The sequence below is a fragment of the Alteromonas sp. KUL49 genome (genome assembly GCF_006538345.1).
Classification (GTDB): domain Bacteria; phylum Pseudomonadota; class Gammaproteobacteria; order Enterobacterales; family Alteromonadaceae; genus Alteromonas.
In genome coordinates, this window is record NZ_BJKL01000003.1 from 436,484 (window position 1) to 459,888 (window position 23,405).

17 protein-coding genes and 1 pseudogene are annotated in these 23,405 nt (G+C 45.2%); 6 read left to right on the forward strand and 12 right to left on the reverse strand.

Annotation, left to right across the window (positions count from 1 at the left end):
- From EYS00_RS07740 to EYS00_RS07750, 3 genes and pseudogenes are all read right to left on the reverse strand, one after another.
- Complete coding sequence (locus EYS00_RS07740; protein ID WP_130635979.1) at positions 1-1,125, reverse strand: enoyl-CoA hydratase/isomerase family protein; 1,125 nt, start codon at positions 1,123-1,125, stop codon at positions 1-3.
- A gap of 23 nt (positions 1,126-1,148) precedes the next feature.
- Positions 1,149-2,303: an acyl-CoA dehydrogenase family protein gene (locus EYS00_RS07745; protein ID WP_130635980.1), complete on the reverse strand. Its 1,155-nt coding sequence runs from the start codon at positions 2,301-2,303 to the stop codon at positions 1,149-1,151.
- Positions 2,304-2,373: 70 nt separating this feature from the next.
- Positions 2,374-3,865, reverse strand: a pseudogene (locus tag EYS00_RS07750) (CoA-acylating methylmalonate-semialdehyde dehydrogenase).
- Between the two features lie 230 nt (positions 3,866-4,095).
- On the opposite strand from EYS00_RS07750, the gene EYS00_RS07755 reads away from it, so the two are divergent.
- Entirely contained in the window at positions 4,096-5,739 is a 1,644-nt protein-coding gene (locus EYS00_RS07755; RefSeq protein WP_130635981.1) for a response regulator, read from the forward strand.
- Positions 5,740-5,779: 40 nt separating this feature from the next.
- On the opposite strand, the gene EYS00_RS07760 is transcribed toward EYS00_RS07755, so the two are convergent.
- Positions 5,780-6,643 carry an NAD(P)-dependent oxidoreductase gene (locus EYS00_RS07760; protein WP_130635982.1) on the reverse strand — a complete coding sequence of 288 codons (864 nt, stop codon included), beginning with the start codon at positions 6,641-6,643 and terminating at the stop codon, positions 5,780-5,782.
- A gap of 118 nt (positions 6,644-6,761) precedes the next feature.
- Here EYS00_RS07760 and EYS00_RS07765 point away from each other — a divergent pair, with 118 nt between their 5' ends.
- Positions 6,762-7,778, forward strand: a complete 1,017-nt coding sequence (locus tag EYS00_RS07765) for a 2-hydroxyacid dehydrogenase (protein WP_130635983.1) — start codon at positions 6,762-6,764, stop codon at positions 7,776-7,778.
- A 55-nt stretch (positions 7,779-7,833) separates the two neighbouring features.
- On the opposite strand, the gene EYS00_RS07770 is transcribed toward EYS00_RS07765, so the two are convergent.
- Positions 7,834-8,415 carry a methyltransferase domain-containing protein gene (locus tag EYS00_RS07770; RefSeq protein ID WP_242618694.1) on the reverse strand — a complete coding sequence of 194 codons (582 nt, stop codon included), beginning with the start codon at positions 8,413-8,415 and terminating at the stop codon, positions 7,834-7,836.
- 168 nt (positions 8,416-8,583) lie between these two features.
- Entirely contained in the window at positions 8,584-9,345 is a 762-nt protein-coding gene (locus EYS00_RS07775) for a Nif3-like dinuclear metal center hexameric protein (RefSeq protein WP_130635984.1), read from the reverse strand.
- 190 nt (positions 9,346-9,535) lie between these two features.
- On the opposite strand from EYS00_RS07775, the gene EYS00_RS07780 reads away from it, so the two are divergent.
- On the forward strand, positions 9,536-9,856 hold the full coding sequence (locus EYS00_RS07780; RefSeq protein ID WP_130635985.1) for a hypothetical protein: 321 nt from the start codon (positions 9,536-9,538) through the stop codon (positions 9,854-9,856).
- Here the strand turns inward: EYS00_RS07780 and EYS00_RS07785 are convergent.
- From EYS00_RS07785 to EYS00_RS07800, 4 genes are all read right to left on the reverse strand, one after another.
- Entirely contained in the window at positions 9,840-10,496 is a 657-nt protein-coding gene (locus EYS00_RS07785; RefSeq protein ID WP_130635986.1) for a TetR/AcrR family transcriptional regulator, read from the reverse strand. The two genes, EYS00_RS07780 and EYS00_RS07785, sit on opposite strands and share 17 nt — an antisense overlap.
- Positions 10,497-10,543: 47 nt before the next feature.
- Positions 10,544-11,569, reverse strand: a complete 1,026-nt coding sequence (gene sohB / locus EYS00_RS07790) for a protease SohB (RefSeq protein WP_130635987.1) — start codon at positions 11,567-11,569, stop codon at positions 10,544-10,546.
- 130 nt (positions 11,570-11,699) lie between these two features.
- Positions 11,700-14,222, reverse strand: coding sequence for an acylase (locus tag EYS00_RS07795; protein WP_242618695.1), 2,523 nt, complete (start codon positions 14,220-14,222; stop codon positions 11,700-11,702).
- 180 nt (positions 14,223-14,402) lie between these two features.
- Positions 14,403-17,006, reverse strand: coding sequence for a VolA/Pla-1 family phospholipase (locus EYS00_RS07800; protein ID WP_130635988.1), 2,604 nt, complete (start codon positions 17,004-17,006; stop codon positions 14,403-14,405).
- Between the two features lie 310 nt (positions 17,007-17,316).
- Between EYS00_RS07800 and EYS00_RS07805 the strand changes: the two genes are divergently transcribed.
- Positions 17,317-18,060: a YciK family oxidoreductase gene (locus tag EYS00_RS07805; RefSeq protein ID WP_130635989.1), complete on the forward strand. Its 744-nt coding sequence runs from the start codon at positions 17,317-17,319 to the stop codon at positions 18,058-18,060.
- A 91-nt stretch (positions 18,061-18,151) separates the two neighbouring features.
- On the opposite strand, the gene glnS is transcribed toward EYS00_RS07805, so the two are convergent.
- Positions 18,152-19,819 (reverse strand): glutamine--tRNA ligase, encoded by a 1,668-nt coding sequence (gene glnS, locus EYS00_RS07810; protein WP_130635990.1) that lies wholly within the window; start codon positions 19,817-19,819, stop codon positions 18,152-18,154.
- Positions 19,820-20,031: 212 nt separating this feature from the next.
- Between glnS and EYS00_RS07815 the strand changes: the two genes are divergently transcribed.
- Positions 20,032-21,060 carry a LacI family DNA-binding transcriptional regulator gene (locus EYS00_RS07815; protein WP_130635991.1) on the forward strand — a complete coding sequence of 343 codons (1,029 nt, stop codon included), beginning with the start codon at positions 20,032-20,034 and terminating at the stop codon, positions 21,058-21,060.
- A 172-nt stretch (positions 21,061-21,232) separates the two neighbouring features.
- Positions 21,233-21,649, forward strand: a complete 417-nt coding sequence (locus tag EYS00_RS07820) for a hypothetical protein (RefSeq protein ID WP_130635992.1) — start codon at positions 21,233-21,235, stop codon at positions 21,647-21,649.
- A 67-nt stretch (positions 21,650-21,716) separates the two neighbouring features.
- Here EYS00_RS07820 and EYS00_RS07825 read toward each other — a convergent pair whose 3' ends face one another.
- The gene (locus EYS00_RS07825; RefSeq protein ID WP_130635993.1) at positions 21,717-23,402 is read right to left on the reverse strand and encodes an alpha-amylase family glycosyl hydrolase; all 1,686 of its coding nucleotides are present in this window, start codon (positions 23,400-23,402) and stop codon (positions 21,717-21,719) included.
- Between the last annotated feature and the right edge of the window lie 3 nt (positions 23,403-23,405).

The following is a 23,405-nucleotide window of genomic DNA, read 5'->3' on the forward strand; positions in this document are numbered from 1 at the left end:
TTATGCTCCTAAATCCTTCAAAGGGTGAGTTTCATCGCTCCAGGGTGACGCAAAATAATTGGCTATTACCTCAGCGGGTACGTTTGACACCGATGGATACTGCCATTTGGGATTGTTGTCTTTGTCGATTAACAGCGCTCTAACGCCTTCTTGGAATTCACCACTCTCACCACAACGGCATGACATAATAGCTTCCATTTTGAAGCAATCGGCCAAGGATAATTCAGCGCCTCTCTGACACTGCTCAAATACCAGATGCGCAGTTATTGGCGAACCTACACTGAGCGTTTTCTGCGCTCTGCTTAACCATTTATCGTTATTCATATCAGCAGACAAAATTGCCGAAACCACTTCTGCACAGGATTCACCACTGCAAAGGCCATCAATGTAATCTTGATGAGCTTCAACATTTGATACCGGAGGGTTCACTGGCGATGAGAGTTCACTAATGACAGTAGTCACTTGTTGACCAAGATTTGCCTCAGCCCATGAATGCTCTTTAAGATTTTCGAGTAGAACGTCGAATTGGCTGCTATCGACTAATGCATCCGCTAAACCCACATACATTGCATCGGCACCATTCATATTCCCCCCAGTTAGCCCAAGAAATAGTCCTGACTTACCAGGCAATCTCGGAAGAAAATAGCTTCCGCCCACATCTGGGTACAAACCTATTGTAATTTCAGGCATCGCAAGACGAGACGTTTCGGTAACAATACGATGGCTCGCACCACATAAGAGGCCCATACCACCGCCCATTACAATGCCACTTCCCCACACAATTATTGGCTTGGAGAAGTTGTGAATGGTGTAGTCTAACGTGTACTCAGTGGTGAAGAACGATTCCAAGAACGGAGGAATCGTGCCGTCCGAGGTCTTCATTGCGTTGTACATTGAAACAATATCGCCACCTGCGCAAAAGGCTTTGTCACCATGGCTAGAAATAACCACGCATACAATTTCGTCGTTTTTTGACCACCCATTCAATGCGTCGAGCATGATACTCGCCATATCCAAATCAAGGGCGTTTAGCGCTTTCGGTTTATTTAACACCAGTGAGCCAATTTTGTGTCCACTGGTAGTGAGGTACTCTTCAACCAGTACCACGTTATTATTATTCGACATTGTTTCTCCCTGTAGAGAGGTGCTTAAAGCACTTCTCTTTCGTCGCTTACTAATCTACGGCCAATAATGACTCGCATGATCTCGTTGGTTCCCTCTAGGATCTGATGAACACGCACATCTCGCATGTGTCTCTCTAGCGGGTACTCTTTGATGTAGCCGTAACCACCATGTAACTGTAGCGCATCGTTGCACACCTTAAATCCGACATCAGTCGCAAAGCGTTTGGCCATAGCACAGTAAGTCGTTTTATCTGCGTGATCATTGTCGAGTTTACTGGCCGCCATACGAACCATTTGCCTCGCTGCCACCAGCTCTGTTGCCATATCAGCTAGCTTAAATTGAAGTGCTTGAAAAGACGCTATGGGCTTACCAAACTGGCTGCGCTCATTGAGATATTGTTGTGCGGTATTTAGTGCTTGCTGTGCCGTGCCAATGGAACAGGTAGCAATATTAATTCGACCACCATCTAAACCTTGCATGGCCATTTTGAAACCTTGACCAAGTTCACCAAGCAGCCACTGTGACTCAAGCTTTACGTTATCAAAAGTAATCATGCGAGTTGGCTGAGCATTCCAGCCCATCTTTTCTTCTGGCTTGCCATATATAATGCCATCAGCATTCGCAGGAACCGCAAACGCAGAAACACCACTCGCTCCCTCGCCGCCGGTGCGGGCCATTACTACCAACACATCAGTACTACCCGCGCCCGAGATAAACACCTTAGAGCCGTTAAGCAGGAAGCCATTACCTGTGGCCTTTGCCGACGTTTTAAGTGACGCCGCGTCAGAGCCTGCACCGGGTTCGGTTAAACAATAAGATGCTAGTTTTGCACCTGCCACCAAATCAGGGCACCATTGGGCTTTGGTTTCTTCGGTACCCCAGGTGGCGATCATCCACGTCGCCATATTATGAATAGTTAGCATGGCGGTTGTCGTGGTGCAGCCCATGGCAAGCTGTTCAAAGATAATCGATGCATCTAGTCGTGAAAGCCCCAAACCACCCTCTGTTTCAGGCGTGTATAGACCGCAAAAACCCAACTCGCCTGCTTGACGAAGTTCATCTACCGGGAAATGATGTTCCTTGTCCCATTTCGCCGCATTAGGGGCGAACACCTGATCGGAAAATTGCTTTGCGGTTTCAGCAAAGGCCAACTGATCCTCTGATAATTCAAAGTTCATAAATCTACCTCTGTCGTTAGGCGCCTATGATTACTCAATAAACGCCTGCATTCGTTATTCTTGTTTTTTATTAGTCAATGGAAATCGTAAGGTTCGGACCTGACGGAATATCGTCTTCTAACCAACGAGAAGTAATGGTTTTAGTTTCGGTGTAGAAGCGAATAGCTTGTTTGCCGTAGGCGTGTAGATCCCCGTAAAACGAATTTTTCCATCCGGTAAACGAGAAGAACGGCATAGGAACAGGAATAGGCACGTTAATACCCACTTGACCCACTTCCACATTGCGTTGGTATTTACGGGCCGCCGCACCACTGTTGGTAAAGATAGACGTACCATTACCGTAAGGGTTGGCATTAACTAAAGCTAAAGCTTCTTCCAAAGTTTCTACCTGCATGCAACACAAAACAGGGCCAAAAATCTCTTCTTGGTAAATGGCCATTTGAGGAGTTACCCCACTAAAAACGGTTGGACCAACCCAGTTGCCAGATTCGTATCCTGGTACAGTAAATTCAGAACCATCAAGTAAACACTCTGCCCCTTCGTCTTTACCTTGCTGAATAAGGCTAAGCACACGAGCTTTGGCCTGCGGACTGATGAGCGGGCCAAAACCCGCATTTTTATCATCCCATACACCTGGTTTTACTTCTGCAATGCGAGACGCCAACTCAGGGATCCACGATTGTGAGTCACCGACAAATACCGCCACTGAAATTGCCATACAACGCTGACCGGCAGCGCCTACCGACGCACCCACCAGATTGTTGAGCACATGGTCTTTGTTAGCATCAGGCATAATAACCGAGTGGTTTTTTAGCACCAGCAAAACACTGTGCACGCTTCATGTTAGCCGTAGCTGTTTTATAGATATGCTGGCCTACTGGTACTGAACCAACAAAGGATACCGCTTTGATTCTTGGGTCGGTAAGCAGCGGCGTGACCTGGTCTTTACCACCATGCACCACGTTGAGCACACCTGCAGGCCCGCCGGCTTCAAGGAAAAGCTCAGCCAGTTTCATGGGGGTGAGTGGATCTTGTTCTGATGGTTTAAGTACAAAAGTGTTACCACACGCAATCGCTAACGGGAACATCCACAGGGGGATCATGGCCGGAAAGTTAAAGGGTGTAATTCCCGCACAAACCCCCAAGGGCTGGGTCATACTGTAGGTATCGATGCCTCGTGCAACATTCTCAACGGTCTCCCCCATCATTAGTGCTGGCGCATTCATTGCCTGTTCTACTACTTCGATACCACGCCATACATCGCCTTTGGCATCATCGAAGGTCTTACCCGTTTCGGAGGCGAGAATAGTAGCGATTTCATCGTGATGTTCTTTGAGCAACGCTTGATAGCGCATCATCACTCTGGCTCGCTCGGCCACAGGGACATCTTTCCACGTATCGAATGCAGCTTGTGCAGAAGCGATAGCTGCTTCCATTTCACTGTCTGTGATACAAGGCGCTTGAGCAATGACTTCATTATTTGCAGGATTAGTGACCGGAATAAATTGAGTAGTTTCTGAGGCTTTGATTTCGCCGTTAACTAACATGGATACGTTGCGCATTATCGTCTCTATTTGCTGATGCTAATGACACAATAGTAATCAAATTGTTACCTTAACGTAAACGGAAAGTGATTATTATTAGATAATTATTGTAACTCTAACGTTACATACATTTTACATACCTAGTTAAGCCTAAAAGTGAGTATTCTTAAGCCATTAGTCTACGTGCACTTTATGGTATCCGCTGTTAAGCTATAACTAAGCAGTTGCAGTTACTTTTTTGGAGCCGTGTGGAATATCGCATCGCAATAGTTGAAGACAATGCCACCGCACGTACAACGTTACGCGGGCATTTGTTGCCAATTAAAAACCTTGAGGTATTCAGCTATGCGTCTGGCGCAGAACTTAAAGGTGCCCTGCGCAAGCAACACTTTGAGCTGTTACTGATGGACTTCCATCTGGGTCAAGATCGAAATGGCGTTGAATGGATCCATATGCTGCGGGAAGCAGACTTTATTCGCCCAAGCACGGGCATCATTTTTCTCACTTCTGACCGTTCGCCTCAAACTATTGGCCAAATCATCGATATTCAACCTGATGTATTGTTGATTAAGCCTTACACCATTGCATCGTTAACTCGCCAAGTTAAACACTATTTAAGTTATCGAAAGTTTGTCGACCCTGTACTCAAGTCCTTAGACAATCAAGACTATAAAGGGGCATCTACATTGTTGATGAGTTTGACCAAAGAAGGCATTCCACCTCGTTTAAATGCCGACGTCACTCGATTAAAGGCCCGCATATTGGTGGAAGCAGGTCAGACCCATGCGGCAATGAAAATTTACGAGAGTGTACTTGCACGGTCAGACAAAGTCTTGTGGGCACAATGGGGAAAAATTAAGTGTCAGTACGTGGCGGGACTTTGGCCGCAAGTTCAACAAGAGCTCAGTCAAATGGTGACGTCGAGCCTAGCTCGTGACCGCGCATTCGAGTGGCTTGCTTCATTATCCTTTGAACAACAATCGTTCAATCAGGTAGAAGATTTTTTAGACAAAGTTAAATTCAGCGAACTCAGTTTACCTGCCACACGCTTAAAGTCCCTCGCGTATCAAAAGCAGGATAAAGTTGTGGAAGCCATCGACTTATTGCAAAAAAAACGTGCGATGCATCGTAGCGCCAAGGACAGATTCAACGACTTTACCTTTGAGTTGGCCGAGTTTTACTTGATGCTTGCCGAAGATGCCCCCATGACCAATCGCAAAGAGAGCTTGTCTCAGGCCAGAAAACTTGTTGGTATTGCCGGTAGAAATCAAAGCGATCCACAAACACTGCAAAAACGGGACTACCTGTTAGCGTTCTCGTCAGTGCTTGATAACGACCTACAAAAAGCTTCTCAGTTTCTTGAAGCAGGATACATGGAAAACCACCTCCGTACCGAGCCCAGTATTCTGGTCATTGCTGCAAAAATTCATCACGGTCTTGGTGAAGATGATAAAGCCAATCACCTTATGGCATTAGCCAAAGAAAAGAACGCCAACTTGCAAACGATTTCTGAGCAAGTGGTGAATGACGATATTATCTTTACCGGTGGTGAACAGATTGGCTACAACGAACAACAATCAGTTGAACTCAACGAAATGGGCACTCAATTCTTCATAAAAGGGAATTACCCATCGGCGATGAAACACTTCTACGAGGCTTTTGTACTATCGCCCACTACTGCAGCATTTGGACTAAACTTGCTGCAGTGTATGATTGAATCTCAAACTCCCTTCTACAAGCGCTTTGGTATACGAAAACTACTCAATGCCATCAACGGACTCACACTCAGCCCGAGCAATGCTAATCGTTTATCTCAATTGCATGAATATGCCGAGGCTAACTCGTTTGCGCTGTTGCCAGTGGAAGAAACTGAACTAATGGGGTCAGAGTAATGTTAATTTACGAATTTAAGTACTCTGACCCTATTATTTTTTAGTTTGTTAGACGGGTCAATAAGCTAGACGTATCCCAACGGCTACCGCCCAGTTTTTGCACATCAGCGTAATATTGGTCAACTAATGCTGTTAACGAGAGCGTTGAGCCATTGCGTCGAGCTTCATCTAAGGCGATACCCAAATCTTTGCGCATCCAATCAACGGCGAAGCCAAACTCGTACTCGTTTTTAAGCATTGTAGTGGCACGGTTTTCCATCTGCCACGATTGCGCTGCGCCCTTACTAATGACATCGACCACTGCATTGCAATCGAGCCCTGCGTTTTGACCAAAGTGAAGAGCCTCAGCTAGCCCTTGAACGATACCGGCGATACATATTTGATTCATCATCTTGGCCAATTGACCGCTGCCACTCTCTCCAAGTAATTGACTATGGCGTGCAAAGCTATCGATTACCGGTTTAACACTGTCAAAAACAGCCTTGTCACCGCCAACCATGACGGTAAGTTGGCCGTTTTCCGCACCCGCTTGTCCGCCAGACACAGGAGCATCTAATACCGCGATGTTTTTCTCTTTACCTTGAGCATAAAGCCAGCGTGCAACTTCTGCAGATGCGGTGGTATGATCAACAAGCACACTGCCTGCTTTCATATTATCAAGCGCTTCAAGCCCAACAGCCTTTACATCATTGTCGTCGCCCACGCACATCATAACAATGTCGGCTTCTTTTACCGCAGCACTCACGGTCACTTCATATTCGCCGCTATGTTCTTGCGCCCAAGTATGGGCTTTTGCGGTGGTTCGGTTAAAAACCGTAACCATATGACCCGCTTTTGATAAGTGGCCTGCCATGGTATATCCCATTACGCCAAGGCCCAAAAAAGTTACTTTTTTACAATCCATGTCAAACCTCCGAGATTAAAAGTCGTTATACTGGATCCTATCAAACATCATCTGTTGACTCTATAACACTAAGCCTGATGCGCACTTACTACGTTTACACTTCAAAAGGAGATGAACTGTGACTCACAAAATCGCGTTTTTCAGTACCAAAAGCTATGACGAAACCGCCTTCAATCAAGTATTGGAGAAAACGAGTGCCCAAGAGATTCACATCACCTATTTTCCTCATACCCTGGATCACGACACGGCAGCACTATGTGACAATGCCGACACTGTCTGCGTTTTTGTTAACGATACACTTGATAAAACTACCCTTGAAGTTCTTGCAAGCAAAGGCGTTAAACATATCGCCCTTCGTTGTGCCGGATTTAATAATGTCGATTTGGACGCTGCAACAGCGTTGGGAATTCTCGTCTCTCGGGTGCCAGCGTACAGCCCCGAAACAGTAGCAGAGCATACACTGGCCTTAATACTCACCTTAAATCGCAATACTCACAAAGCCTACAACCGAGTGAAAGAAGGCAATTTTGAACTTGCCGGCTTAATGGGATTCACCCTACACAATAAAACGGTTGGTGTGGTTGGAAGTGGTAAGATAGGCAAAGCAACCATGAAAATCCTACGAGGTTTCGGCTGTGAAATATTGTGTTATGACCCCTACCCCGATAATGAAGTTATCGCTCTAGGTGTTGAATATGTCGCCTTGAATACACTGCTTTCGAGTGCAGACATTGTTAGTCTGCACTGCCCGCTTACCGAAGAGAGCCATCACCTGATCAACGCTGCGTCGATTGACGAAATGAAAAAGGGAGTAATGCTAATAAATACGTCCCGTGGTGGCTTAGTAGACACACAAGCGGTCATCGATGGGCTTAAATCCAAGCAGATTGGATACTTGGGTCTCGACGTTTATGAACAAGAATCTGAACTGTTTTTTAAAGACTTGTCAGACGATATCATTCAGGACGATAGATTCCAGCGTTTACAGACTTTCCCTAACGTACTTATCACTGGGCATCAAGGCTTCTTCACCCGAGAAGCACTCGGAGAAATCGCTACTGTTACTTTAAACAACATACTAGATTTCCAGGGGAATATTCCAAAACCAGCAAACTTTGTAAATCTAGATCGTTAGGAATGGAGAGTTGGGCCAGAGTACTTGAACCATCTTTCAATGTACTCTGCACCCTCTATTTTAATGGTTTCTCGAGCAAAAAGTGCATGTATCGGCCAAGCCAAACAAACGGCTCGGTGGTGTTGTATTTGCGCTCTGTGGTGAGTAGTTCATCGTAAAGTAAGGTCTGCTTTTCTAAGTCTCTCATATAATCATGAAAACAGCGGATCCCCGTGACTTGTTTCACCTCAAAGCCAACACTTTTACAATGCGCTAATACGGGTTTTGCGGGTAATGGTTGGTTGGGGTTAAGTTTGACTTGCTTCTTAACTTTCAAGCCTTGAGCAATATAATCGAAATTCCCATAAACCGCATTTGAGAATATTGCGGCGTCTTTGTTAAAGAAACTCAAACTCAGCTTAGCGCCAGACTTCATTTGATCGAACATAGAAGTAATGGCGTCGTAAGGCTTCTCAAGCCACTCAAGCACTGCATGACAAACGACTACATCGTAATCGTTGAGATCATCGATTAATTGTAGCGTCTGTTGCCGAATGACTATACTGGGGTCTAACGTATCTCGGGCATACGCAAGAACATCCTCAGAGGGGTCTGTCAGCGTAACCCTGTGACCCATGCTGTGAATGTACTCAGACATTACTCCGGTCCCGCCGCCGATCTCAATTACTGAAAGCGACCCACCCCCCAATACTGGGGATTAGTGCATCGCACAGTAACGTATGACGCAACTTTCCTTTGGTAGTGCCATAAATATTCTTCGCAAATTTATTCGCGATACCATCAAAATGTCTATCGTTAGCCATAACTACGCAGGGTTTGGAATATCAACAAATTGTACACTCACGTCCAAGTGCTCAGACAGGTGCTCACCCAGCGCTTTAACTCCATAGCGCTCGGTGGCGTGATGGCCTGCGCTAAAAAAGTGAATTCCACATTCTCTTGCTACATGAATCGTTTGTTCAGACACTTCGCCCGTCACGAAAGCATCAACCCCCGCTTCTACTGCCTGCTCGATAAAGCCTTGACCACCACCAGTGCACCATGCAATTGAAGAAATAGGTTTGTCGTTAACACACTCACCCAACGCTTCACGCCCGAGTACATTTTCAATGCGTGACGCAAACGCTTGATGAGTGCAAGCTTCCGCCAGTGTTCCTCTCATCAATACACCTTTGGGTTTAACACCTGATACAGGTTCAATGTTGTCTACACCGAGTAGCTTGCCCAATTGCGCGTTGTTTCCCAACTGCGGATGCACATCCAACGGAAGATGGTAACCAATCAAGCTGATGTCATTGTCGAGTAATGCTTTGATCCTCGTCTTTTTCATACCTGTGATAGGTTGCCGTTCACCTTTCCAAAAGTAACCGTGATGTACCAGGATAGCGTCGGCTTTCATTGTAATAGCTGTATCAATGAGCGCTTGAGAAGCAGTAACACCAGTGACTATATTCTTAACTGTTGAGGTACCCTCTACTTGCAGTCCGTTTGGGCAATAATCACTGATTTCATTACTAGAAAGTAGTTCGTCAAGGTAAGAAACAAGAGAATTTAACTGAACAGACACACGGCCTCCGATGGAAAGTTAGACATATTGGTCAAAAAACGTTATAAAACTACGCGATTTAGCAGAACATAGCTGATTTTCGCAGCAATACGCGTGAAATGGCAACCTTTGCCAAAGTAACAAAAGGGTGTACCGCTGCGCTGTTGGTCTTGTTCTACAAGGTAACCTTAACCAAAAAGAGCAATAATACATGGCAAAGTTAGACAAAGACACAGTAATCGCTGCATTCACAGAGGCATATACCAAAGCAAATGGTAAAGCGCCTGATATTGAAGTAAAGAGTGGCTGGTACAGTGTAGATGGTGGTAAAAACATTCGTTTAGCACAGCTACAAGAAATGACTGATAGCCTGTCGGGTGCTTCAAGTGAATCTGTTGAAGCTCCTGCTGAAAAGGCGAGTAAACCAGCCAAAGTTAAAGCCGCTAAAGCTGTTAAAAAAGCCACTCCTGGATTTTCAGTGAAGGACTTTTGGGCAGAGCAACTAAGCGCAGGTTCTACCCTTCCTCGCTAGTTGACGCGGGAAAAACTAAATCATCAGCTAAGCCTTGTGCAACAAACGGAACAAGGTGGCTGATGACTTGGTTAATATCTACATGCTTATCAAAATCTGACTCTGCAATTTCAGTAAGCGCCTGTGCAGATGCCATAGAAAATACAAAACTTCCCATTGCAAAGTGCAATCGCCAAAACAGTTCTTCTTGCGCCAAAGAGGGCAGCCTTCGCTGAATCTCGCTTACCAAAGTTCTTACCGTCGATCCGTAATCCGTCATGATAAAACGACGCAAGTGTCCTTGGGTTTCGTTGTAGCCACGTCCGAGTAATTGGACAAATGTCGCCGTACCGTTTGGCTGAATTTGGTTCAACTTAAGCATAGGCTTAATAAGCGCACGCAACAGTTGAGCGACACCCTCGCTTCCATCGTTAAAAGGAAGCTTCTTTAGTGTGGTTTTAACCTCTGGCATCAGTAGATCAAAATAACGTTTTAGCACGGCCTGAATGAGGTTTTTTTTACTACCAAAATGATAGTTAACCGATGCCAAATTAACGTTGGCTGCAGCAGTAATTTCGCGCATGGAAGTTTGGGTAAACCCTTGCTTTGAAAACAAGTGTTCCGCTGCATCCAAAATATCAGCTTTGGTAGTTTTTGCCATATTCAGTACATCTTTAATCTAACGTTTAAACTTTGATATCGCTTATATTAAAACCAGAATCTCACTTTACTCATTAGGGTGTTTACACCCTTTTCAACAGCCGTTGACGCTGCCAAACCAAGCTTTTCAGCAACATTCTTTCTCACTGCGTATTTAACGCTGTAGATCTCACGTGCTGGATATTGAGCAAGTATGTAATCATCCGAGGTTGATAGTTCGTCAACTAAACCCAGTTCTTTCGCTTTAATTCCAGGCCAATACTCGCCGGTGGCAACGCGTTCAATATCCATATCTGGACGTTGACTAGACACGTGGTCTTTAAATAGCACGTGGATCTCTTCGATTTCTTCTTGGAATTTAGCGCGTCCTTCGTCGTTATTTTCGCCAAAAACTGTCAACGTACGCTTAAACTCACCAGCGGTGTGTTGTTCGAATTCTATGTCATTTTTCTTGAGTAGCTTATTAAAGTTAGGAAGCTGAGCCAGTACACCGATTGAGCCAATGTACGCAAACTGAGAAGCTACTATTTTATCAGCGACACATGCCATCATGTAACCGCCGCTCGCGGCTACTTTATCTACTGAGATGGTCAATGTGAGCCCCTTGGCTTTAATACGCTGAAGTTGTGATGCCGCTAAACCATAACCGTGAACTACGCCACCGCCACTCTCTAAGCGCACCAGTACTTCGTCTTTTTCGTCGGCAACCAATAAAATGGCGGTGATTTCTTCGCGAAGTTGCTCAACTTCGCCTGCATCCATAGAGCCATTGAAATCAATAACAAACAAACGAGGTGCTTTGTCCTCATCATTTTGTTTGGCTTTTGCGTCTTGTTTTTGCTGCTTCTTTTCGTCCTTTGCACGCTTTTTCAATGTCGCCTTGTCGAGCAACAATTGTTGTGCATATTGAGTCATTTCTTTAATTTGTGCCGTTAAAGACACGATTTCTAGCTGTCCTTTTCCTGGTTTTTGCTTCGCCGCCAAACCAACAATTGTTGATAGCACCACAATAATTGCCACTACAAGGGTAAGTGCTTTGGCCAAAAACAAGCCGTATTCGTACAAAAACTCCAAGTGAAACTCCTAATTAAACTGCTCTGACATTCAGAACGTTATATCTAACCCAATAAACCCAGCAGTGGTTTAATAAAAAAGCCACCAAGAGCTATTAAGACTCATGGTGGCTTATTCTATCAGCCTTAAGTTACTGTGACGATAGGGTTAATGTACCTATTGTGTTAGCAGTAATGTCAGCTTCAGTGAAGTAAAGGTCTCTTAGTGTAGGTTGGTCGGAATACAAACGGGTTTGATCATCAAAGTGCTCCGTTCCATAGTTACGAGACTGTGAGTAAGTCAATATGCCTCGACCTTCTGGGCCGTCATCGGTGAAGTTAATAACCATCATCCAACTACTACCGTAGTTGATGTGATACCCCTTTGCATCCGCACTCATAATAGTATCTGAGTTCAGCGGCGCATAGGTATGACGAGGCATGAGTGTACCGTTGTTTCCCGTCACAATATTAAATACGTTGAAACCACCTTCAATATTGTGTGCACCACCCCATGGGATCCTTACGCCAGACGCCATACCATTAGGTAGGCTGCGCTCGATAAATTGCACATCTCCAAACTCGGCATCAGGAGCCACACCAGCTTGATTTAGCACGTCTACCGCACGAGCAAACTGTGCCAGTGTCTCATCATTAGATACCAAACCTCTTGGTGTTGTTACTGGTTCCTCCACATTGTAGGGAACTTCCCACTGAGGGTTTTTATTAAACTGGAAGGCAAACTCACGGAACACGTGTCCACCAACACTGTCCGGGTTCATAGCTCCGTCCCAAGACCCCAACGCCGTACAAGCATCAGAAACATCCACCGTTGCAGAACCAATATCCACTGGCGTATCGCCCTGAGATTCACACAATGCCAGAAGATCACTTAGCACTGCATCCGCGAGGTAGCTGCGATTGTTGATGAGTAAACCTTCAACCTCTTCAGGAGTAAATACACCGTCACTGCCTGCCTCATTCTCAATAAACTGTTGCCCCATTCTCGAACGAAGGCTTTGTTGGTTACCCACCTGACCATAGAGTGGTGAAACTCCAGTTATCGGTGACGATAAGTTAGTTAGCCAAAAGCTATCATTAGAGTTTTGTACTGAGTCTGTACCTTCATATTTAGGTGCTTTTTCGTAAGGCACAGGTCCATTGAAATCGAACACGGAAGCAAAACCCGGTAGTACGGTAAATCCAGCAGCAGCTTTTGTCCCAATCAATAACGGATTAGTAGTCAGTTCATTGATCGCAAAATCAGTGAGATGTGGAACGGTAGAATCATCAATATAGAAAACCTCACCGTCAGCAGAAGCCGCCATCGTATTGTTAAAAATTACGCCATCGTAATCTTTGAACGCCTGTTTGAATTCTTCCATATTTCCAGCCATATTCATGGCCAACCAATGATCAACGACGTCAAAGTTCGCAAGGTTAGCATCTTTAATCGCAAAGGCATTCGCTGAATTCCAGTCGAATGATCCTGGAACCTCTATCATTGGACCATAGTTAGTGTAATAGCCCGTTTTAGCCATAGTTACCGTTTGACCTGGCCCTACGGCTACTTCAATTTGCATAGGTTTTTCGTAAATAATACGCGGAGAACCATCAACAGAATGTGTCAATCCAGAGGTATCAGTTTCATCAAGACTCAATTGATACACCACAAAGTGCTCAGCCGTTGAGAAGGTATGTGTCCACGCCACGTTTTCATTGAATCCAATATTAACCGCTCCCGGTAAGCCCATAAGTGAACCACCAAGCACATTCAAATGACCGGGTACTTGTGCGTGGAATTGCCAAAAGCGCAGATTACCTGTGTGTGGGAAGTGTGGATTGCCCAGTACCATGCCCTTGCCGTTGGCCGTTTTATCGCTACCTAAGCCCCAACCGTTTGACCCTAAATCTAGCGGATTAAGCTCTGGCATGGCAATTGACGGCTTCATATCCATAGTAACTTGGGTGTCGCTGGCAACGATTTGTGGTAGGTAATCTTTGCCCTCTGGCGCAGCTAAAAACATTGGCCCCAAGAAATTGGCAGCACCGGGAAGAAGCGCTACGCCTAAGGCATAATTAAATAAATCGATGCTATCGATATCTTGTACCCATGGCTGACCTGCACACGCTGGATCTTGCTCGTCTACTGGCGTTTCATTGATATAACGATTGTATCCCGCCGTATAACCTTGATACATGGCACGGCTATTAGCCGAAAGTGATGCATAATTCTTCTCTGCGATTTCTCGAATACCGATGGTCAAGAAGCCAAAATCGCTAATCACATTTTGCGTGTCACCTGAGCCCAAAACTTCATCAGGTCCGAAATACTTCGCTCGCTCTGAATTATATTTAACGATTTGATCTGCCAAGATACACATATTGTCCTTAGCGAAGGCGTAACCTACACCGTATGACATACTCTCAAGATTATCTGCAGATACGTGAGGAACACCATACGTTGTCCATCGTATTGTCGCGTCTAATGAACCATCAGTATCAAAAGCTTGGATAGTTTCGACTACTGGTGGTACTGGGTCTGGAGCAGGCGCCTCTGGCGGAGCCACGTTATCAAACGTATTTTGATTATCTCCACAGCCTATTAGCGCCAAAGATAAACTGACAGCAATAGCACTTCGAATAGGATTAAAAGGAAGGAGTTTGTTTATCACGTAGAATTCCTCGTCATTAAGTTCACGTGTTATTTTTCAATTGTTGTTATTCTGTAACAACACATCCGACCATTTAACACTACATTAACATTGTCGAGGATTCAAATTAGATTGGATTAAATGTACAAAAAAGCCGGCAAGTGCCGGCTTTTGTCGTCTAAATGAGCTTAAGTTGCTGAATTAATTAGCAACTACGCTCTCATTGGTGATTGGTAGTACTGTTGCATCTGTACTAATATAGCCCGCAACCTGTGATTGCATTTCTAGCGTAACTTCGGCACTTGGTGCTGGGTTTAAGCTAGATGCGTGAGCACCACTGGTGAACAACACTAGGCCACTTAGTGGGTCTGTACCCATTTGCGTCGTAGATACTTGAGACAAGCCTATAGTCGATGCAAGCGGTAACTGTCCAGACAATGGTAGCGCCGTTGATACTGGAATAACTTGGTCTGGTAGATTTTCATCAGTACCATCGCCTACAACAGTCAACATGTGTACGGGGGTAGAAGCTCCCAGTGTTTGCGCGTAGTTTGTCGGATCACCTGAATCCATCACTGTTTGAGCAGCAAAAGCAAACTCTGCAAATACTGCGTTAACCGCAGCCAGTGCATCACCCTCTAGCGCACCCATGAAGGTCGCAACCGCCTGAACTAACTGGGCTTCAGTAACATCAGTGGTTCCGTATAGCTGTGTAAGCAAAGCACCAAACTCAGGAGACGCTTCGGACAGCAGTAAACCTTGAATTAACGGTCCAAACGCCGGTGATTCAAGAAGGAACTGGGCTAAACCGCCTCCAGGTGACTCCAAAGAGGCCTGCTTAATAGCAAACATTCCGTCGAGAGCTGCTAGCTGTCCACCCATAGTGGTGTTAGCAACCGCTGCAAAATTACCACCTGTGATAGCACCTAACGATACGCCCATTACAGATACGCGAGACAAGTCGAAATCAACCCCCTGCCCTGCGGTGGTATCTACAACAGCGTTGAGACCCAAGCGAAGGCCCAATAAATCAGATACACTCTGACGAAGGTTATCACGAGCCGTTGGTAGGCTAGCCAAGTTCATGTAGTGAGTAGCACTGACTGACGTTGCATTGAGATCGTCTACACCGTCTCCGTTCAAATCGAAACCACGGCTACCGTGCAGTGGTTGGTCAATAGCCACCGTTGCAATACCGGCCAATGATAAGGCGCCAGTGATAGCTAACATAGCTTCTTTTTGACTTGTAATACCGTGAGCCAGAATAGCGACTGGCCAGCCTGCTTCCGGTTTACTAATTGGGAAGCCAAGCGCAGTGGCAATCGCTGGGTCAGGTACAGTCACCTGAACGTCAAGAAGTTCAGTACCCATGTTGCCACCGTTCATTTGTGGGATTGGGTTGAACTTAGTGATATTTCGCGCGCTATCAAGCTTTTCACCGTTAACACGCAAATCCGCTAAACCCAGTGCAGTACACATTTCGTAGTTTGGACCTGGAGTTGCTACCGCAAGTACTTCAGCTGGGGTACCTGCCAACACAATACCACTGTCACATGCCGCTTCCCAGAAGGTATTTACCGGTGCTAATGGGTTGTCCGCACTCGGAACGCCCAAGAAATAAGGTAGCGAAACGTTGCCTTCAAAACGTTGAGCTGCACAGAAAGGTCCTGCCTGTTGAAGGATTGCAGTAGAAACACCAACCGCGAAATCATTTACCGCGCCCCATACGCCTGCCAGTTGTCCTGTAGCCGTACCCGCCAGTCCAGCACAGGTTTGTAACATGCTGAAATCGGTCGCTTCAATCAACGGAACTAAAGGTGCAGCTTCTGCTGGTAGCCCAGCAATACCAAGCTGTACCGCGCCATCTACCGTATCAGCGCTAACCAAGCCCAGTGCTTCCATTGCCGTAGGTGCCACATCAACGTCACTTACCGTAATAATTGGAAGTGCGGTTGCAGCAGTTGGATCACCAGCAGCGGCGCGCGCGGCAAACTCACTCACCATTAGCGCTTTGATAGACTCTAATGCAGTGGATGTAGACTGGGTTGTAAACGCTGAAACATAGGTAATCTCTTCACGCGCAAAACCCACCGACATTACTGGGTTAACCAATGAATTTACTAAGCCTTGTAATGATAGCTGTGCTTCACTAGACAGTGGGAAGGTGTTGATATCCTGGCGAACCGAATCCCACGTTGTCGAACCTTGAACCGACTTACCTGAAGAATCTTTCAGGTCCGTGGTCATTACCAACATGTAACCATGTGCTGGTTTCAGTGGCTTCAACGGAACAAATGTGATGGTGTCTGAATCAGCAAGCGAAAGAACATAGTCGGCGCCATACTGAAGCTGATCACCAATCTTACATCCAGCAGAAGGCGTAGAGATTTGCGCACAATCTGCATCACTCTGGTCTAAGCCCAAAGTCGCTTCGAACAACAAAACGCCCGCAGAAAGTGAAGATTCGTCTAATGAAACGCCCACAGGTGTTTGAACATCAATAACAAATGGATGTTGTGTAGACCAACCATCCAACACATTTAATGCATTTTGTGGATCGGCAAAATCGGTCGGATCAGCTACCGGTATATTTAAGGTGTAATCGAAGAAGCCATCGTCACCAGGTAGCATAAGTAAGTCGTTAGGAACATTAAGGTTACCTGCCGCCGGATCAAAAACGATTCGAGAAAAAGGAGTTTGGACTTCAGTTTCTGATTCAATATCAGACAGGGTTTCGTTTGAGCCACCACAGCCTGATAGACCCAGTGCGAGGGCGACACTGGTACTTAATATGAGTTTTCTCATTGTTACTCCCTACAAGCAATATTGTTATTCTGCGTCTAAAACACGCTCTACCCAATGTAGATACTTGGTAATGATACCCTTTTTGGCAAGCAGTAGGCGTTTTAAACAAGTTAGACCAGTTGTATCTGTCTCAATCTTATTGACTTTGTTTCAACTTTGCAAAGTTTTGTTAACCCTATTTGTTAACTTTTTTACGTTTTGATTTTTTCAGCCTTTGAGGTTTTACTTTACGGCCTGTCTGAGTATGATCCCGCTACCGTCAAACCAAGACGAATAAGTTAGGTTTTCCGCTATAACAATTAGGAATCAGATGAATAATTATCAAGCACCCAATGACTTACTTAAAGGCCGTGTTGTTTTGATCACTGGCGCTGGCGATGGTATTGGTGAACAGGCAGCAAAAACATATGCCAAACATGGTGCTACCTGCATACTTCTGGGCAGAACGGTAAGTAAGCTTGAAAAAGTGTATGACTACATAGTTGCCAATGGTGGCGAAGAACCCGCTATCATTCCCCTAGACCTAAAGGGCGCTACACCTGCCCATTACGAGCAGATGGCGCAAACCATCAGTGAGCAATTTGGAAAGCTGGATGGCGTTCTTCACAATGCTTCTATTCTCGGACACCTCAGTGCATTCAAAGATATCGGCGAAGAAGAATGGCGTGACGTGATGCAAGTCAATGTGAACGGGTGCGTGTTCATGACACAGGCACTGATTCCCGTACTTAAGAAAGCCGACAATGCGTCGGTGATTTTCACTACGAGTAGCGTGGGTAGAAAAGGGCGTGCTTTCTGGGGCACGTATGCAGTTTCTAAATTCGCTACTGAGGGAGTGATGCAGACTCTTGCAGATGAGTATAAAAACACAGGATTACGTTTTAATTGTATTAACCCTGGTGGTACTCGCACCAATATGCGTGCGCAAGCTTTTCCCGCAGAAAACCCAGAAACACTGAAGACACCAGAGGATATCATGCCAATGTATCTTTACCTTATGGGCAATGACAGCGTCACAGTAAACGGTGAATCGTTGGACTGTCAGCCAAAATAGGTAAATCCAGCGTTGCTGATTTTAAAATACACGCTGAACCAAACAAAAAAGCCATGGCATGCCATGGCTTTTCCTAATCGATTAAAGCGAACTAACCTTCAATTTTCGCCCATGTATCACGTAGACCTACCGTGCGATTGAACACTAGCGCATCGGACGTTGAATGCTTGTCCAAACAAAAATAGCCCGTACGTTCAAATTGCCACGCACCAATTTTTGGAATGCGGTTATCTAAGCCCGGTTCAACCCACCCCTCTTTCACTTCGAGTGACGCTGGATTGATGGCATCCGTAAAGCTCTCTTCTGCTGCGGGATTAGGTACATTGAATAAACGGTCGTAAAGTCTAAACTGTGCGGGTGCGCCTGTTGCACCATCAACCCAATGGATTACGCCTTTTACTTTTCGTCCATCAGCTGGATCTTTACCCAAAGTATCTGGATCATACGAACAATATACGGTAGTAACTTTGTCATTCGCATCTTTTTCGGCGCGAAGCGCTTTGACTACAAATGCGTTACGTAGACGCACTTCTTTATCAAGCACAAGTCGTTTGAACTTCTTGTTCGCTGACTCCCTGAAATCCTCCGCTTCGATCCAAATTTCACGTCCAAATGACAATGTACGTGTCCCCATAGATTCGTCATTAGGGTGATTGGGAGCTTCAATAGTAATAGACTCACCCTCAGGAAGGTTTTCGATAACCAATTTAATTGGGTCTAACACAGCCATCGCACGTGGTGCGTTGACGTTTAAGTCATCGCGTATACATGCCTCTAACATGGACATCTCAACCATGTTATCCATTTTAGTTACACCAATACGAGTACAGAACTCGCGAATAGAGCCCGGTGTATAACCGCGACGACGTAAGCCCGCAATGGTCGGCATGCGCGGATCATCCCACCCTTCAACGTGGTTCTCTTCAACTAATTGAATAAGTCGACGTTTGCTTAACACCGTGTATTCAAGATTTAAGCGTGAGAATTCGTACTGACGAGGGGTACACTCAATAGAAATGTTTTCGATCACCCAGTCGTACAAACGACGATTGTCCTGAAACTCTAATGTACACAGAGAGTGAGAAATCCCCTCAATGGCATCAGAGATACAATGAGTAAAGTCATACATTGGGTACACACACCATTTGTCACCCGTTTGGTGATGATGCGCGTGTTTTACGCGATAGATTACTGGGTCGCGCATACACATGAACGAGGACGCCATATCGATTTTAGCACGCAAACAGCATTGGCCTTCGTCGTATTCGCCCGCCGTCATTTTCTCAAATTCACGCTTATTGGTGTCGATGTCAGTATCGCGGTAAGGGCTATTGGTGCCTGGAGCTTTAAGCGTACCTCGCATTTCACGCATTTCTTCTTGAGTGGAAAAATCCACATAAGCTAAACCTTTTTCAATAAGCTCTACAGCATAACCGTGCAGCTGATCGAAATAGTTTGAAGAGTAACGTTCCTCACCGTCCCAAGCGAATCCCAACCAAGACACATCTTCTTTTATCGCGTTGACAAAGGAAATGTCTTCTTTTGCTGGGTTGGTGTCGTCAAAGCGCAAATTACACGTGCCGGTATAATCTTGAGCAATACCGAAATTCAAGCAGATAGACTTAGCATGGCCAATGTGTAAAAAACCATTTGGTTCAGGTGGAAAACGGGTTTTAACCGTATTGTGTAATCCACTCGCCAAATCGCCATCTATAATTTGGCGGATGAAATTGGTCGGACGATGCTCAGTCTCGGCCATTTGCTCGTTCCCCTTAAAAGAAGTTTTACTATTATTTGAGTGAGTATAACATTGACTCAAAACAGACAACCATGATTAATTACTGTCATTGATTCTACTCGGTTAAATTAACAACACTAAACCAGTAAATTTTTTTAATCACCGACGCTGGTCAACCAAAATGTGATAGTCTTAATGTTAATTGCCGTATAAGTCACTGTAATAAGGTGTCTATGAAAGAAAAAGCAACTTCATTTGATATTGCGCATCTCGCTGGTGTATCTCAATCTACAGTATCTCGCGCTCTGAACAATAGCCATTTGGTTAATCAGGAAACCCGTGAAAGAGTTCAGCGGATAGCCAGAGAGCTTAATTACAAAGTCGACAAAAACGCGAGTAACTTACGCAAACAAAAAAGCAGTACGATTGCCCTACTCCTTTTTGAGGATCCAACGTCTGACGACTCAATGATCAATCCGTTTTTCTTGTCTATGTTAGGCAGCATCACTCGCGCTTGCGCAAACGCTGGATACGACCTCTTGGTGTCTTTTCAAAATTTAGACGACGACTGGCATGCCGAATATGAAGACTCAAATAAGGCCGACGGCATTATCCTGCTTGGTTATGGAGATTACACTGACTACCAAACCAAAGTTGCACAACTCGAAGAGCAAGGTACTCATTTTGTTCGCTGGGGCGCGCCTGACGAGGAGCATCCGGGCGTAAGTGTCGGTTGTGATAATTATCAAGGTGGATTTAGCATTACTGAGCACCTTGTCCGTGTAGGTCGCAAGCGATTTGCTTTTGTGGGAGATTCAGGAGCACATGCTCCAGAGTTTATGGCGCGCTATAAAGGCTACAAAGATGCGTTAGACAAATACGGCCAAACGGAATACGTCACGCAATTTGACGCATTTTCTACCGAAGAATCAGGTCGTGAGGCCATTGATAAAATACTCTCGCAAAAAGAATTGCCTGACGCCATTGTGTGCGCCTCTGACTCAATTGCTATGGGTGTGCTCGGCGCGCTCAGAGAGACGAAATTAGTGGTGCCAAACGATATTGCCGTTGTGGGTTACGACAACATTGCGGTGTCGGCATTCACAACACCGCCCCTCACTACAGTGAGTCAAAATACCAAGCTCGCGGGCGAGTTGCTCGTGACGACATTGATAAAAGCAATAAACAACGAAAAAGTTAACGATTACCTAATGCCTGCTGAGGTCATCATCCGAGAATCTTGCGGCGACACCCTAGCTTAACTCACTCTTGGTGCTTCGTATAACGTCAACGTACAAAGCACCAAATTGGTCATCTCCTCCGACCACATTAACCTAATGGCTAAATGCACTCAGACTTGCCTTAGGTTAAAATGTGACCAACTTTTACTCATTGGCACATTGCATCCATTTCTAACCCTTCTGAGGCACCTTTTTGAACAAAGCAACTTTCTCTATCGATATCGTATCCTCAATGATTTTAGTCAGAAAAACCGGCTATTGGGATATTGTCACCGATATCGCCTACATTACTGATTTAGCTCAGGCTTTTGCGCGTTTTAAATCACGTCAATTCGTTGTTTTTGTGGATATGCGAGGATGGATTTGTTCTGACGAAGTGAAAAAGTCAGAATTTAAAACGGATATTGAGCTCGATCGTAGAGCACAAGTTGCTGAATGCTGGGTTGTTGACGAAAACAAGTACTCAGATCATCTGTTGAAATTCGTAGCTTTACCGTCACTGGACTTTTTGCGCACACAATCCCTTGATGAAGCAAACGAGTGGATTGCTCGACAAACATTAACAACAAACGAAATAGATAAATTGAAAGCGTGGTTGCAATTAAGTTAGCAGTTCCCGCAAACAATAAAGGGCACGCTTAACAGATAGAATGCGTGCCCTTTGTGAATACAAATAGCTACTGATAGCTCATTTGCTGGCTTAGTAGGTCGATAAACTCAGGGTTTAAAATCGCGCCGTCGCGCACCCACACCTGAACACCATTTGCATCAACAGTCGATGTTAGACTTTCCCCTTGCGCAATACTGACTTCCTCGCCGCTGATAGCCTCTTTCCACAAACCAGGCTCTAGGTAGTCTAAGACTTCAAAGCCTTGCGCTTCTGTACCTTTATTCAAAAGCACTAACGCAGTTTGCTGAGAATTTTCATCTTGCAACACGCGATAAAACGCCGCTTTGTGACCGTTCAACTCAATGTTGTACTGCAAACCTCGCTGAAGCGCAGGTGTTGCTTTTCTGACGTTGGCGATCGTCGATAAGTTATTTTGAATATGGTGAGTTTTCGCAAGTTCAATATTATCTTGACCAAAATAGTTGCGATTACCTGAGTGCTCAGCAGTACCGCGCATAAAACCGATTTCGGACCCTTGATACACCACTGGGATACCACGAGCGGTGAATAACCAGTTATGAGCATTGATAAAACCATCGTCAGTGGCATTCATACGAGGCATATCGTGGTTATCGTAAAACGTTGTCAGATCATAAGGATTATTATAAGGACCATGGGTCAAGTAAAGTACATCAGCAAGTACGGCATAGTCACTCTCTGCTGGATTTTCGAATACGCTGAGCATGGCTTTTTGCATAGGAAAATCAAGAACGCTCACCCCACCGTTTTTCGGTAAGGTATGTTGTGCAATAAAATTAGCATCGTATTGAAAGCTCTCGCCAAACATAAAGAAGTCTGGCTTAACTTCTCTGATGCGATCTGCAGCCTCTCGCCAAAAGCTGTGAGGCACGTGTCGAATAGTATCTATGCGAAATGCGTCAGCGCCCTGAGAAATCCAATACAAATAGCTATTGATAAGATAATCTCGAACCACGGGGTTCTCATCATCTAAGTTAGACAATTTCACTAGGTCTGGGTAGTTGTGAAAAAAGCTATGTAACGGGTTGTTCTCAGGGTCGAGTGCTTCAGGCGCTAAGTTTTGATGATCGGCCACCAGATTGCCATCAATATCATAGAGCTCGCCAAACCCTTGTTGGTCTTGCGGCATGGTAAAACTGGGCGTTCCATGGTTACCTACAATATCAAACACTGATTTAAGGCCAAACTGGTCTCGCATGGCCTGTGTATATTGAGCCACCGACAAATCTTCACTCACTAAATGTTCATCAGCTTTGTAGAAGTTTGTCGCCCAATACCCGTGATACCCAGTTTTACCGCCGTCTTTAAACTGGCCGCCATAGGTGATTTGCTCATCACCGGTAAAATGTTCATCTGGGTTGTCGACCACTGGCGTCATCCATACCGCAGTGAATCCCATATTAGCGATATATTCACCATTATCTAGGATCCCTCTTAGGTCACCTCCCATGTAACCAACATAAGCTTTCTCTCCATTCTCACCTTCTAACGGAAGCATCCATGTGGGGTTGTCACCACCTTGGTCTTCAAAGTTGTTGGCTGCATCACCGTCAACAAAGCGGTCAGTCATAACAAAATAAACAGCCTCTGCAGCAAAAGGCGTTTTAGTACCGTAAATTTCTGGAGATTTTGAAACGGCAGTTTCCGTTGACGCGCATCCGGTCAACGTTGCTAATGCCATAGATAATGCGATTGTATTTTTACGAAAATTCATTAG

Bases quoted from the DNA above. Each gene is read 5' to 3' on its own strand.
- EYS00_RS07740 (WP_130635979.1), bottom strand. From the start codon at position 1,125: ATGTCGAATAATAATAACGTGGTACTGGTTGAAGAGTACCTCACTACC.
- EYS00_RS07745 (WP_130635980.1), bottom strand. From the start codon at position 2,303: ATGAACTTTGAATTATCAGAGGATCAGTTGGCCTTTGCTGAAACCGCA.
- EYS00_RS07760 (WP_130635982.1), bottom strand. From the start codon at position 6,643: ATGGATTGTAAAAAAGTAACTTTTTTGGGCCTTGGCGTAATGGGATAT.
- EYS00_RS07770 (WP_242618694.1), bottom strand. From the start codon at position 8,415: ATGTCTGAGTACATTCACAGCATGGGTCACAGGGTTACGCTGACAGAC.
- EYS00_RS07780 (WP_130635985.1), top strand. From the start codon at position 9,536: ATGGCAAAGTTAGACAAAGACACAGTAATCGCTGCATTCACAGAGGCA.
- EYS00_RS07785 (WP_130635986.1), bottom strand. From the start codon at position 10,496: ATGGCAAAAACTACCAAAGCTGATATTTTGGATGCAGCGGAACACTTG.
- EYS00_RS07800 (WP_130635988.1), bottom strand. From the start codon at position 17,006: ATGAGAAAACTCATATTAAGTACCAGTGTCGCCCTCGCACTGGGTCTA.
- EYS00_RS07805 (WP_130635989.1), top strand. From the start codon at position 17,317: ATGAATAATTATCAAGCACCCAATGACTTACTTAAAGGCCGTGTTGTT.
- glnS (WP_130635990.1), bottom strand. From the start codon at position 19,819: ATGGCCGAGACTGAGCATCGTCCGACCAATTTCATCCGCCAAATTATA.
- EYS00_RS07815 (WP_130635991.1), top strand. From the start codon at position 20,032: ATGAAAGAAAAAGCAACTTCATTTGATATTGCGCATCTCGCTGGTGTA.
- EYS00_RS07825 (WP_130635993.1), bottom strand. From the start codon at position 23,402: ATGAATTTTCGTAAAAATACAATCGCATTATCTATGGCATTAGCAACG.